Source organism: uncultured Ruegeria sp., from assembly GCF_947489545.1.
GTDB lineage: Bacteria > Pseudomonadota > Alphaproteobacteria > Rhodobacterales > Rhodobacteraceae > Ruegeria.
Genome location: NZ_CANLDZ010000003.1, coordinates 126160 through 138175, shown reverse-complemented (window position 1 = coordinate 138175; position 12016 = coordinate 126160). Strand labels below are relative to the sequence as shown.

Annotated in this window: 15 protein-coding genes and 1 tRNA gene; 8 read left to right on the top strand and 8 right to left on the bottom strand. The window is 57.0% G+C overall.

Annotated elements, in window-relative coordinates:
• The first annotated feature begins 4 nt into the window (after positions 1-4).
• The gene (locus Q1B13_RS05600) at positions 5-892 is read left to right on the top strand and encodes an ABC transporter permease (protein WP_298932672.1); all 888 of its coding nucleotides are present in this window, start codon (positions 5-7) and stop codon (positions 890-892) included.
• A complete protein-coding gene (locus Q1B13_RS05595; RefSeq protein WP_299078205.1) occupies positions 889-1695 on the top strand; it encodes an ABC transporter permease subunit in 807 nt (268 codons plus the stop codon). The genes Q1B13_RS05600 and Q1B13_RS05595 overlap by 4 nt, the downstream gene beginning before the upstream one ends.
• Positions 1696-1770: 75 nt before the next feature.
• On the opposite strand, the gene Q1B13_RS05590 is transcribed toward Q1B13_RS05595, so the two are convergent.
• Together Q1B13_RS05590 and Q1B13_RS05585 are read right to left on the bottom strand one after the other, a co-directional pair.
• Positions 1771-1847 (bottom strand) — tRNA-His (locus Q1B13_RS05590).
• 47 nt (positions 1848-1894) lie between these two features.
• The gene (locus Q1B13_RS05585) at positions 1895-2377 is read right to left on the bottom strand and encodes a GNAT family N-acetyltransferase (RefSeq protein WP_299078202.1); all 483 of its coding nucleotides are present in this window, start codon (positions 2375-2377) and stop codon (positions 1895-1897) included.
• 77 nt (positions 2378-2454) lie between these two features.
• Between Q1B13_RS05585 and Q1B13_RS05580 the strand changes: the two genes are divergently transcribed.
• Positions 2455-2643 carry a DUF6324 family protein gene (locus Q1B13_RS05580; protein WP_120635781.1) on the top strand — a complete coding sequence of 63 codons (189 nt, stop codon included), beginning with the start codon at positions 2455-2457 and terminating at the stop codon, positions 2641-2643.
• On the opposite strand, the gene Q1B13_RS05575 is transcribed toward Q1B13_RS05580, so the two are convergent.
• Positions 2633-3064, bottom strand: a complete 432-nt coding sequence (locus Q1B13_RS05575) for an MmcB family DNA repair protein (protein WP_299078199.1) — start codon at positions 3062-3064, stop codon at positions 2633-2635. The genes Q1B13_RS05580 and Q1B13_RS05575 overlap by 11 nt on opposite strands.
• 113 nt (positions 3065-3177) lie before the next feature.
• Here Q1B13_RS05575 and Q1B13_RS05570 point away from each other — a divergent pair, with 113 nt between their 5' ends.
• Both Q1B13_RS05570 and Q1B13_RS05565 read left to right on the top strand, forming a co-directional pair.
• The gene (locus tag Q1B13_RS05570) at positions 3178-3498 is read left to right on the top strand and encodes a helix-turn-helix transcriptional regulator (RefSeq protein ID WP_299078196.1); all 321 of its coding nucleotides are present in this window, start codon (positions 3178-3180) and stop codon (positions 3496-3498) included.
• Positions 3495-3920: an SRPBCC domain-containing protein gene (locus Q1B13_RS05565; protein ID WP_299078193.1), complete on the top strand. Its 426-nt coding sequence runs from the start codon at positions 3495-3497 to the stop codon at positions 3918-3920. Before Q1B13_RS05570 ends, Q1B13_RS05565 begins: the two co-directional genes overlap by 4 nt.
• Positions 3921-4135: 215 nt before the next feature.
• Here the strand turns inward: Q1B13_RS05565 and Q1B13_RS05560 are convergent, their stop codons facing one another.
• The 5 genes from Q1B13_RS05560 to Q1B13_RS05540 all read right to left on the bottom strand — a co-directional run bounded on the left by Q1B13_RS05560 (position 4136) and on the right by Q1B13_RS05540 (position 7359).
• Positions 4136-4441: a hypothetical protein gene (locus Q1B13_RS05560; RefSeq protein WP_299078186.1), complete on the bottom strand. Its 306-nt coding sequence runs from the start codon at positions 4439-4441 to the stop codon at positions 4136-4138.
• Between the two features lie 59 nt (positions 4442-4500).
• Positions 4501-4983: a transcription antitermination factor NusB gene (gene nusB, locus Q1B13_RS05555; protein WP_298932684.1), complete on the bottom strand. Its 483-nt coding sequence runs from the start codon at positions 4981-4983 to the stop codon at positions 4501-4503.
• Complete coding sequence (locus Q1B13_RS05550; RefSeq protein WP_298932685.1) at positions 4980-5531, bottom strand: 6,7-dimethyl-8-ribityllumazine synthase; 552 nt, start codon at positions 5529-5531, stop codon at positions 4980-4982. Before Q1B13_RS05550 ends, nusB begins: the two co-directional genes overlap by 4 nt.
• Positions 5532-5533: 2 nt before the next feature.
• The gene (ribB, locus tag Q1B13_RS05545; RefSeq protein ID WP_298932686.1) at positions 5534-6655 is read right to left on the bottom strand and encodes a 3,4-dihydroxy-2-butanone-4-phosphate synthase; all 1122 of its coding nucleotides are present in this window, start codon (positions 6653-6655) and stop codon (positions 5534-5536) included.
• Positions 6656-6771: 116 nt separating this feature from the next.
• Entirely contained in the window at positions 6772-7359 is a 588-nt protein-coding gene (locus tag Q1B13_RS05540; RefSeq protein ID WP_299078183.1) for a riboflavin synthase, read from the bottom strand.
• Between the two features lie 141 nt (positions 7360-7500).
• Between Q1B13_RS05540 and Q1B13_RS05535 the strand changes: the two genes are divergently transcribed.
• From Q1B13_RS05535 to Q1B13_RS05525, 3 genes are all read left to right on the top strand, one after another.
• Positions 7501-8799, top strand: coding sequence for a capsular biosynthesis protein (locus Q1B13_RS05535; RefSeq protein WP_299078180.1), 1299 nt, complete (start codon positions 7501-7503; stop codon positions 8797-8799).
• A gap of 103 nt (positions 8800-8902) precedes the next feature.
• Positions 8903-10012, top strand: a complete 1110-nt coding sequence (locus tag Q1B13_RS05530; protein WP_299799729.1) for a polysaccharide biosynthesis/export family protein — start codon at positions 8903-8905, stop codon at positions 10010-10012.
• 3 nt (positions 10013-10015) lie between these two features.
• The gene (locus Q1B13_RS05525) at positions 10016-12016 is read left to right on the top strand and encodes a capsular polysaccharide biosynthesis protein (RefSeq protein WP_299078175.1); all 2001 of its coding nucleotides are present in this window, start codon (positions 10016-10018) and stop codon (positions 12014-12016) included.

Genomic DNA, 12016 nt, shown 5'->3' with positions numbered 1-12016 from the left:
CCATATGTTCTCCTACTGCGCTGATCCCGACACGCTGGGCACGTTCCGCTGGTTTTCGTGCTATCTGACCAATGGCGTCCACTGGTCATTCTACCTGTCCTTCATCAAGGTTCTGGCACTTTTGGCCGTCACCGCGCCCGTTGCGCTTGGCTTTGGGTTTGCAGGCGCGATGGCAGCACGGTCGCATTTCCTGCCCCTCAGCTGGCTGGGCAAAGGATACATCGCCATTGTACGTGGCGTGCCGGACATCGCATTCTTCCTGTTTTTCGTGATCGCTCTGGATCAGGCCTTCGAATGGACGCGCCATCAGGTCATGTGCCCCGAATGGACGGATCCAATCCGGCAGGGCAACGACTTTATCGTTTGCCGCGCCGCTAAACTACCGCTGGGTACCGCCCCGGAATGGGTCCACGAAACCTATGGGTTCCTGCTGGCGGTCATTACGTTCTCAATTGTTTTCGGCGCTTTCGCGGCCAATGTGCTGTTCGGGGGGATGCGTGCTGTACCGCACGCGCAGCTTGAAACAGCCGAAGCCTATGGGATGACCCGTCGCCAGACGTTCTGGCGCATCCTGGTTCCACAAATGTGGGTCTACGCCCTGCCCGGCCTGTCCAACCTGTGGATGGTGCTGATCAAAGCGACCCCCCTGCTGTTCTTGTTGGGAATCGAGGACATCGTCTACTGGGCCCGCGAGTTGGGCGGTACAAAGACGTCAAAGTTTACACAATACCCGCATGGCGACTGGCGCATGTGGTACTTTCTGTTCCTGTTGGTTTTCTATCTTGGCATGACCCGCGTTTCGGAAATCGGGTTGGAACGCCTGATGCAAAAGCTGTCCCATGGCCAGGCCACATCCGGTGGTGAGTTGCTGCGCAAGGAGACGACGGCATGAGCTGCTTGCAAACCATTCAGGACTACGGCCTGCGATCCATCGGCATTGGCGAGCGTCTGCTGCCCAAGAACGATTTTACGCTCTGCGAACAGTTCACCCTGATCGGTTCAGGAATGATCTGGAACGTTTATTTCGGGATCATGGCTCTGGCGACGGGGTTCTTTCTGGCCACTGCACTGGCGCTTGGGAAATTCTCTGCGAACAAGTGGCTGCGAAAACCGTCCGAGTGGTTCATCTTCCTGTTTCGAGGCTCACCGCTATTTATCCAATTCTTCTTCGCCTATTTCTTCTTCCTGTCATTGAAGAAACCCTACCCGATGTTTGACGCCTTCACCTCGGCCTGGCTGGGGGCGTTGATCGTGCTGTTCCTGAACACGGCAGCTTACACAGGTGAGATTTTCTATGGCGCGCTGCGGTCGATCCCCAAAGGCGATCTGGAGGCGGCAGATGCCTATGGGATGTCCGGCTGGTCCCGGTTCCGCCGGATCGTCTGGCCCACGATGCTGCGGTTGGCCTGGCCCGCGTATACCAACGAGGCAATCTTTCTGTTCCACGCAACCACGCTGGTGTATTTTTCTGCCTTTCCTGCCTGGCAGCAACGGGGTGATGCGCTGTACTATGCCAGCTACTTTGCCGACAAGACATTCAACCCGTTTGTCCCCTACCCGATCCTGGCGTTTTATTTCATCGTGCTGACTCTGGTGATCGTCTGGGGCTTTGGCCTGATCAACACACATCTGAACCGGCATCTTCCCGTCGCCAAACAAGGCAAGATGAAATTCAGGCTGAACCTGGCGCGCTGATCAAACTGCGCACCTGAAGCTCTCATCGCGGAATCAACGCTCACGACGCCATATTGTTCTGATTTTTTAGAGAGCTGGTACCGCCTCCCTGGCTTGAACAGGGGACCTCTGGATCCACAATCCAGCGCTCTAACCAACTGAGCTAAGGCGGCACTCGTGAGGGGCGATTTACCGAACGCGCCCCCGGAATGCAAGAGGATTAAAGCCGAATTCTCCAGCTTTGTTCAACAAGATCGACGCCAAAAGACCGCACAGGTTTACTGTCTAATAGCTGCCAGCCGTTTGCCCGATACAGCGCACAGGCCGCCTTGTGGCTTTCGTGGGTCCACAACGCCATTTCCTGATACCCAACGTTGCGTGCAAACCCTGTACAGGCGGCCAGAAGGCGCTTTCCCAAACCCAACCCGCGCGCCTGTGGAACCAACAGAAACAACCGCAGCTTTGCTGTTTCTTGGGTCAGGGAGACACAGAAAATACTACCTAGTCTCTGCCCGCCTTTTTCGGCAATCCAACCCCGCTCCCGCGACGGATCATGCTCGGCGATGAAGTCATCCAAAATCTGCGCCACGAGCTGGCCGAAGCTGTCGTCAAACCCTTCAGCCTGTGCATACAGCGTGCCGTGCTGTTCGATCAGCCAAGGTGCGTCATCGGGGCGAAACGGTCTGAGAACAACGTCTTCCATACCGCATCTGATAGCAAAGGTGACTTGATTCTCAACCCTTCGCGCGCTAGCACGAACGCTCAGTCCCGGAGGCACACATGGGCATTAACACCGAACGCGACATTCAGGCGAACCTTCAGATCGGGCCGACAGATCACGGCATGGTGCGGCTGTTCATCGAGGCAGATGGGGTCGAAGTTCCAATGGATTTCGAACCCGAGGAAGCCGAAGAAATCGCTGACGAACTCCGCGCTGCCGCGCAGGCTGCCCGAGCCGTCAAAGCCTAGGATCACGCAGCATCTGCAGGCGGTGCGCTGCATCTGTGGCGAATTTTTGGATCATTTTTTTTCGGCGAGCCGGAGCCACCCTGTCTTCCGGGGCCATACGAATGATTTCGGCATCGTAGGCGTCTGCGATGATCAGCCCCGTTTCGTTGGGCAACAGATCGGTTGGAAACTCGGTGTCCACCGCCCAGAAAAACCGATCACACCAGTCCAGATAGCCCTGCCACTTGGAGTCTGACTGGAAATCAGCACGGCTGGACTTGCACTCAATCACCCATAGTTCACCCTTGGGGCCCAACCCCATGACATCCACACGCAATCCACGTTGCGGCACGAATTCCTCAACAGACACAAAGCCGTGCGCGCTTAAGTGGCGCGACACGCCCCGTGCCAGTTTCTGTCCAGGCTGCAGATCCAACGTCATGTCAGGAATGTGAACAATTAGCGAACAAAAGTAAAGTAGACAGCTGTCTTGACATGATACCATTTAGTATCATACTTATATAGAACCAAATGGTATCCCAATTGAGGTTACTGATGCATATCCAAACCCAAAACGCCTTTCGTGCCCTTGCTGATCCCACCCGTCGGGACATCGTACAAATCCTTGCCGCCCAAGAGATGACGATCGGGCAACTTACTGACCGGTTCGATATGACCCGCGCCGCTGTAAAAAAGCACCTAACCGTTCTTTCGGACGGCGGACTGATTTCGGTCGAGGCGCGTGGAAGAGAACGTATTAACCGACTTGAACCTCAGGGCCTGGCCCCAGTGCTCGACTGGCTCAGCTACTTCGATCAGTTCTGGGATGATCGCCTCAACTCTCTCAAAGAAGCTATTGAAAGGAAAAAGAAATGACTGACGCCGTTCTGCAAAAAACGATCTTCCTACGCGCTGAACCTGAAACTGTTTGGGCCTATCTGACCGAGCCTGACAGGTTGGCAGAATGGTTTCACAAACCCGAACACCCGCTGGCCCAAGGGCAAAAGCTCGAGATGTTTGGAACAACCAGCGGCGATCTGCTGATCTGGGGAGAGGTGCGGGTCGCGCAGCCGCCGAAATACTTGGAGTATACGTTCACGGTCAAACCCATGGGGGAAGCCGTGAGTGTTGTCAAATGGACCCTGGACCCCGTCGCAGGAGGCACACGCCTTGGCCTGCAGCACGAAGGCTTGCCCCAGGGCGCAGAAGCCTTTGCCCTGATCTTGGCCCTGGACAATGGATGGGACGAACATTTTGGCAAGATGCGCACCGCGCTGCACGAAACAGTTGACGCCTGACCCCTTGTGCAAGCCCGCCGTACAGCCTACTTAGGCGCGTGGCGGGTTCTGCCCTTCTTGTGACAGGTAGCATTCTGGTGGCCTTAAGCAATTCCGAGGGGGCTGGCTCTGTTCAGGTTCTGGCCTGATTACCTGGCGCCCACCTGTACATACAGGTCCTCGGGAATCAAACCACACGGTTGACTGGTGGTCCCGCCACACTTCTTAAACTAACATCAGCGCCCTGCCTTGGCTTCTTGCTTTGCAACTGAGGGCTCGAAGCTGTGCACGACGGGGGTACCGCGGCGTGGGCCTTGCGGTTTGTCAGCCATGCTCATGATCGCGTAGGCAAACTGCACGCCTGCAAAGACGATCCCATTCATGAACCAGATCATGACAAGGGCAATCAGGCCAATCTCAGAGCTTGTAATCAAGTGACGCAGGTTGGCGACGTTCAAGGCCAAAAGCACTCCGACAAACACAGCCGAAATCGCAAAGCCCCAAGCAACCTGAGTGATATATAGGCGGATCAGTTTGGGCATGACGAACCTCCTTGAACTATGACCTTGAGTCTAGTGCATGTGAGGTTCGGGTAAACGTGTCAGAACGCCTCGGGCTTCGCTTCGTGGGCCATATGATCCAGGACGGCGTTGACGAATTTGGGTTCTTTGCCTTCCGGGAAAAAAGCGCGCGCCACATCGACAAATTCGGTGATTACCACTTTGGGCGGCGTATCACTTTGCGTCAGTTCAGCCCCTGCTGCGCGAAACAATGCCCGCAGCGTTGGGTCAATCCGGGAAATCGGCCATTTCGCAACCAGCGCACGGTCGGTCAACTGGTCGATGGGCGCCTGGTAATTCACCGCATCATCCACCAACCCGCGAAACACCGAGATATCGCCATCCAGCATTTCGTCACCCTCATAGACCGCGCCAAACCGGTGATCCAGAAACTCACCAACAACCTGTTCGGTCGTCTGGCCCGACTGCTCCATCTGGAACAGTGCCTGCACGGCGTACAGCCGCGCGGCGGATTTCATCAGGCGTTTCCGGTTGGCCGGTTTCGGCGCGTCTTTCTGGGTCATGCTGTCGTGGGTCCGTTGCTATCGCCCGCCACAAGGATGGACTCGGACGGCGGCTTGAAGCCAACGCCCTTTTTCGAAGCGCCCCACTTACGGCTGAGTGCGATCAGATGCAAGGCCGCAGCGGCCGCCCCGCCGCCTTTGTTCATCTTTTCAGGGTTGGCGCGCACCTCGGCCTGATCGTCATTCTCGACCGTAAGGATGCCGTTACCGATGCACAGACCTTGCAGACCCATCAACTGGATGGCGCGGCTGGAGTCATTGCACACCGTCTCATAGTGCGTGGTCTCTCCGCGAATGACACAGCCCAATGCAACATAGCCGTCGAAATTGCACTGACGGTCAGCCATGGCGATGGCGGTGGGGATTTCCAGCGCACCGGGCACTTCGACCACGTCACAGGTGCCGCCTGCCTCTTCGATCTCGGTCTTGGCACCGGCAACCAGGTTGTCAGCGATGGCGCGGTAGAACGGCGCGACGACAATCAACAATTTCACCGGGCGGTCGAATGTTGGCGTTGGCAGAACGCCGTGTTTGTCTTGTTCAGCCATGATCATCCCTCCTTGAGAATGGAGCGGTTTCCGACGATGGACAGACCAAAGGCGTCCAGACCCAGATATTTGGTTTCTGGTGAGTCGGTCAGCAAGATTAACTCCTGAACGCCCATCTTGGACAGGATCTGAGCCCCAAGGCCGGTTTGCTTGATGGTCCTCGGCCCTTCGTCCTCGGCCGCGTAAAGCGAATTGCGCGGCTGACGGAACAGGCAGACCACACCTCGTCCTTCGGCAGCGATGATTTCCATCGCACGGGGCAGTTCCTGTGGCGGTTTGGGTCCCAGGCCCAGAATATCGGGCGCTTCGTGCAGGGCATGGGTGCGTGTCAGAACGGGCTCGGGTGTCGTGATATCGCCTTTGATCATGACGACATGTTCGATGCCGTGGGTCTGATCGGTGAAAATCCGCATCTCCCAATCGCCGCCATATTCCGAGGTGACCGTTTCACGCGAGGTTTCGACCACCAGATTGTCGTTGCGAGACCGATACGTGATCAGATCACTGATGGTGCCGATCTTCATGTCATGCTCTTTGGCAAAAGCCACCAGATCCGGCAGGCGTGCCATGGTGCCGTCAGCCTTCATGATCTCACAAATCACGCCCGAAGGGTTCAACCCTGCCAACCGCGAGATATCGACCGCGGCCTCGGTATGACCCGCGCGCACCAGCACCCCACCCCGCTTAGCCCGCAGCGGGAAAACATGACCGGGTGTCGCGATATGCGCCATGGTGTTTTGCTCGTTGATCGCAGTCGCTACGGTCAGCGCGCGATCAGCGGCAGAAATCCCGGTCGACACGCCCTCGCGCGCCTCGATCGAAACGGTAAATGCTGTTTCGTGACGGGACGAATTATTCACTGCCATCATTGGCAGACCCAGCAAATCGATACGTTCCGCCGTCATTGGCAGACAGATCAGACCGCGCCCATGGGTGGCCATGAAGTTGATCGCCTCGGCATCCGCAAACTCGGCAGCGATCACCAGATCGCCTTCGTTTTCGCGATCTTCGTGATCGACCAGAATGTACATCCGGCCTTTGCGCGCCTCGTCGATGATCTCTTCGATCGGGCTGATCGCGTCGCGCAGCTCGGCCTCAACCGGTCCGGGTGTTTCAAAGCTCATGGGGCAGCCTTTCACAAGAGCATATCTGCAGGGCGGGATAGACCACCACGCGCCCAAAGGCCAGACCGCAAACGGCGCTGGCTAGCCGCGACGCGACGTTGTGTGCCCCCATCAGGTCAGGTCATTTCGGCCAAACGGGCGACGTAGCGTGCAAGTGTGTCGATCTCGAGGTTGACACGGTCGCCCTTTGATACGTCGCCCCAGGTCGTAACGTCCTTGGTGTGTGGAATGAAATTGATCCCGAAATCGCAGCCCTCAACATCGTTTACAGTCAGCGACGTGCCGTTCAAGGCAACCGACCCCTTTGGTGCGATAAACCGCGCCAGATCTTTTGGCGCGCGCAAGGTGACACGGGTGCTGTCGCCTTCGTCGGCGACTTCGACCACCTCTGCCACGCCATCGACATGCCCCGAGACGATGTGGCCGCCCAGTTCATCACCAACCTTCAGAGCACGCTCCAGATTGATCCGCTTACCAATCGTCCAGCTTTCCACATTGGTTTTGGACACGGTCTCGGCACTGATTTGGACGTCGTACCAATCGTCACCCAGTGCAATCACAGTCAGGCAAACACCGTCGCTGGCGATGGACGCACCTATATCGATGCCCGCAGTGTCATAGGCCGTCTTGATCCGCGCGCGCAGGTCACCTTGCTGCTCCAACTCGACGACAGTGCCAACATCTGTAACGATCCCTGTAAACATTCCGTTAACCCTCAGTTCATAACCTGTGCCTGACTATCACTGTCGAGTTACGCTCAGTAACCCTGGCGGGCAAGCCCTGGCTTGTTGGAATTGGGCGAAACGGGCATAGTTTTGACAATAACTAAGACTAAAGCAGATTACATGCACCACTCGTTTTCAGGTTCCAAAGGTCGCGTCTTCCTGTTCTTGCAGGGACCACATGGGCCATTTTTCAATGCTCTGGGACGCATGCTGCGCGCGTCGGGGGCGCAAACGTGGCGCGTAGGCTTCAATGCCGGGGATCGTGCATTCTGGTCTGAAAAAGCAAGCTACATTCCGTTCCGAGACACGATTGAACAATGGCCGGATGCCTTGGTTGACCTGATCGTTGGCAAAGGTGTGACGGACATCGTGCTATATGGCGATACCCGCCCAGTCCACGCCCGTGCGGCGGAAATCGCCAAATCCCGCGGCGTGATGGTCCATGTGTTCGAAGAAGGGTACCTTCGCCCATGGTGGGTGACCTATGAACGGGGCGGGTCGAACGGCAATTCACGCCTGATGTCACTGGACATCGATCAGATGCAACATGCGCTGGAGGCGTCCGCGTCCAAAGCGCCGCCACCGCCGTCCCACTGGGGGGACATGCGGCAGCACATTTTCTACGGCGCGCTATATCATTGGTTCGTCCTATTCCTGAACGGGCGCTACCGTAACTTCAAGCGCCACCGGGAATTGCCCGTCTCACGAGAATTCATGCTGTATTTCAAACGGCTTATCCTTATGCCGTTCCATCGTGTGCAACGCAGTTGGGCAACCGCACGCGTGCGCTCGGGCGGGTTTCCCTATCACCTCGCGCTGCTGCAATTGGGTCACGACAGCTCGGTGCAGGCTCATTCCGACTTTTCCAGCATGAGCGAATTTCTGGAGACGGTGATCGAGGGTTTCGCCCAAGGCGCACCCAAGCATCACCGATTGGTCGTTAAGGAACACCCACTGGAAAACCACCGCGAGCCGCTGCGCCGCCGCGTGCGGCAATTGGCGAAGGAATACGGAATTCAGGGCCGGGTTCATTATGTGCCCGGCGGCAAACTCGCCAAACTGCTGGACGAGGCGAACTCTGCCGTGACAATCAATTCGACGGCGGGTCAGCAGGTTTTGTGGCGCGATATCCCGCTGCGCATCTTTGGGAAATCAGTTTACGACAAGCCTGAATTTGTCTCACAACAATCCATAGCTGCGTTTTTTGCCAATCCCAGCGCTCCTGACGGCGACGCATACCGCAGTTACCGCCAATTCCTTTTGGAAACCAGCCAGATACCGGGCGGGTTTTACTCCCGTCGTGGTCGCCGACAGCTGTTGCGGCGGATGGTAGATATGATGCTTCAGATCCATGATCCCTACCAATCTGTCCTGAAAAGCAACGAGGCGATAACGCCACAGTTGAGAATCGTTGAGTAGCTCTGGCCATCTGCGACTGGAAGTTGCGATTCCAAAGCGGTATTCTGCCGAAAACTAAAAAACTTGAGGATATTCGGCAGTGCAGAGCTTTCCAATCCGATGGATGCGGGGGATTTCCCTTGTCGCGGCGTTTGGCCTTCTGGCCGCCTGCCAACTTCCCAAGTCCGGGCCTAACAAAAACGAGATCCTGGCCGGTTCTGTCGAAAACGGCGGCAATGCGTTTGTTGTCGAGGTGGATGACCGCGTGGCCAGAGCCACCTCCGCTGTCCCGCAATACGGGTTTTCTTCCTCATTCAGCACCGCACAGACTCTGACGGCTGATACGGTGCGACCGGGTGATGTTCTTGGTTTGACCATCTGGGAAAACGTCGACGATGGCCTTTTGTCCGGTGAAACCGGTGCGGCCACCGCGCTGGACGAAGTTCAGGTCGACAGCGAAGGGTTCATCTTTGTCCCCTATGCCGGTCGCATGCGCGCCGCAGGCAACACGCCAGAGCAACTGCGCGTTTTGATCACAAACAAGCTTCAGGAACAAACACCTGACCCTCAGGTCGAAGTACGCCGTGTCGCAGGTGACGGATCGACCGTGTCCCTGACGGGCACCGTTGCGGCGCCTGGCATCTACCCGATTGAACGGCCTACCCGATCTTTGCTGGGTATGTTGTCTCAGGCTGGTGGTGTTTCTGTCGCCTCGGATATTGCGCTTGTGACCCTGATCCGCGGCGATCAGAAAGGCACCATCTGGTACGAGGATCTGTTCCGCAATCCCAGGCTGGATGTTGCGTTGCGCGGTGGGGATCGCATCCTGGTGGAAGAAGACAGCCGATCCTACATCGCGCTGGGCGCCACGGGTGGACAATCCCGGGTCGCGTTTGAAAGTCAGGACCTTTCCGCGCTTGAGGCTTTGGCACAGGTTGGCGGATTGCTGACCTTGTCATCGGACCCCACTGGGATCTTCATTCTACGCAAAGAACGGCAGGATGTTGCCCGCAACGTGATGGGACGCGCTGACTTGCAGGGGGAGCAACGGTTGATCTATCTGTTGAACCTGACGGCGCCAAACGGCCTTTTCGTTGCGCGGGACTTTGTTATTCGCGACGACGACACAATCTATGTGACCGAAGCCCCCTACGCCCAGTGGAGCAAATCAATCTCGCTTATTGCGGGCGGGCTGACCCCGGTTGCAAACATAGCTACGCTATCGGGTAACTGATGAATGGTCCTGGATCGGGGCGCCCCAGCCGGGGCTGAGCGCACCCGGCTGTTTGTCTACAACGGTGGTTTTCTTACAAACAAGCGCATCAGGCGCATTCTGTCGCTGGCCGGGTATGACATACGTCTTGGCCTACCTCAGCAAAGCGATGCTGTGGGTGTTTGGGGAAACAGTCCAACCGCCTATCGCGGGATGCATGTCGCGAAGAAACACAACACGTCGATCCTGCGCGTAGAGGATGCCTTCCTCAGGTCACTACACCCGGGTCGGGGCGGTGAAGCGCCGCTGGGTCTGTTATTGGATCAAACCGGCCTGCATTTTGACCCCGAAACGCCGTCGGATCTCGAAACGCTTCTGTCGTCTCACCCGTTAGATGACACCGCCTTGCTGAACCGGGCACGTGGCGCGATTGAGCGGTTGAAAGAACTGCACCTCAGCAAATACTCGGCTTTTGACTTGGACGTTCAACCACCCGAACCCGGTTATGTTCTTGTCATTGATCAAACACAGGGCGATGCGGCTGTGACAGCCAGCGGTGGCGACCATGCCCGTTTCCGAGAAATGCTGGTGATTGCTCAGGAAGAAAACCCCGGAATGCGCGTTCTGATCAAGGCGCACCCGGAAACGCTTGCAGGTCACCGTAAAGGGTACTTCTCGGACCAGGACCAGTCGGATCGGGTGTCTGTTCTGCGCAAGCCAATAAGCCCGTGGTCGTTGTTGGATGGGGCTGTCGGTGTTTACACCTTGTCTTCGCAAATGGGGTTCGAGGCGATCCTGGCGGGCCACAAACCACGCGTTTTTGGACACCCTTTCTATGCTGGTTGGGGCCTGACAGAGGATGAAAACCCAATCCCACGCCGCCAACGCAATCTGACCCGGGCGCAACTGTTTGCCGCAGCCATGCTGCTTTACCCCACATGGTATGACCCATATCGGGACCAGCTTTGTGAGCTTGAAACCGTATTGGACACGTTAGAGGCGCAGACCCGGGCGTGGCGCCAGGATCATTTGGGCTGGACGGCTTCGGGGATGCGTCTGTGGAAGCGCAGACACCTGCAGCAAATGTTTGGGCGGCACCAAAAGATTCGGTTTTTCTCGGCAACCCCTACAGTATCAAAACGTCCGCATATGGTCTGGGCCAGTCAGGCCAGAGGCATCGAAGACGCCACACGGGTCGAGGACGGCTTTCTGCGTTCGCGTGGGCTAGGAGCAGAACTTGTGCCCCCATTCTCGCTGGTGACGGATGATCTGGGGATTTACTACGATCCGACACGGCCCAGCCGGTTGGAAGAACTGATCGCAAAACGTGAAACCCTGCGACCCGATCAGGAACAAAGGGTCGAGCGCATGGTAGGACAGCTGCTGTCCAAAGGGTTGAGTAAATACAATACCGGCGGCACCAGTCTTTCACTTCCTGAAGGTCATCGGGTCCTGGTTCCGGGGCAAGTTGAAGATGATGCGTCTATCTTGTTGGGAACCGGTGAGGTGCGCACGAATATGGGCCTGCTAAGTGCCGCGCGGGATGCGCATCCAGACGCAGTATTGATCTACAAGCCTCATCCTGACGTCGAAGCTGGTCTGCGGGAGGGAAAGATTTACGCCCACAAACTAGCAGATGTGGTGGCCGAAAACACGGATCCAACGGCTTTGTTGGCGCAAGTCGACGAGCTCTGGACCATGACCTCGCTGACTGGGTTCGAAGCGCTTTTACGAGGGGTTAAAGTCACGACGCTGGGTGCACCATTTTATGCAGGCTGGGGGCTGACCACCGATCTTGGCACGGTCCCAGCACGTCGGGGCGCGCGACCTTCTCTAATGGGTTTGATTCATGCGACGTTGATCGACTACCCGCGCTATATGGACCCCGTCACAGGACAGCCCTGCCCCGTTGAAATCGTCGTCGAGCGCCTGTCGAGCGGTTACGTCGCTCATCCCAGACCGCTGAACCGTATTCTGTCTAAACTGCAAGGCATCTTCGCAACCTATGCCCATCTGTGGCGTTGA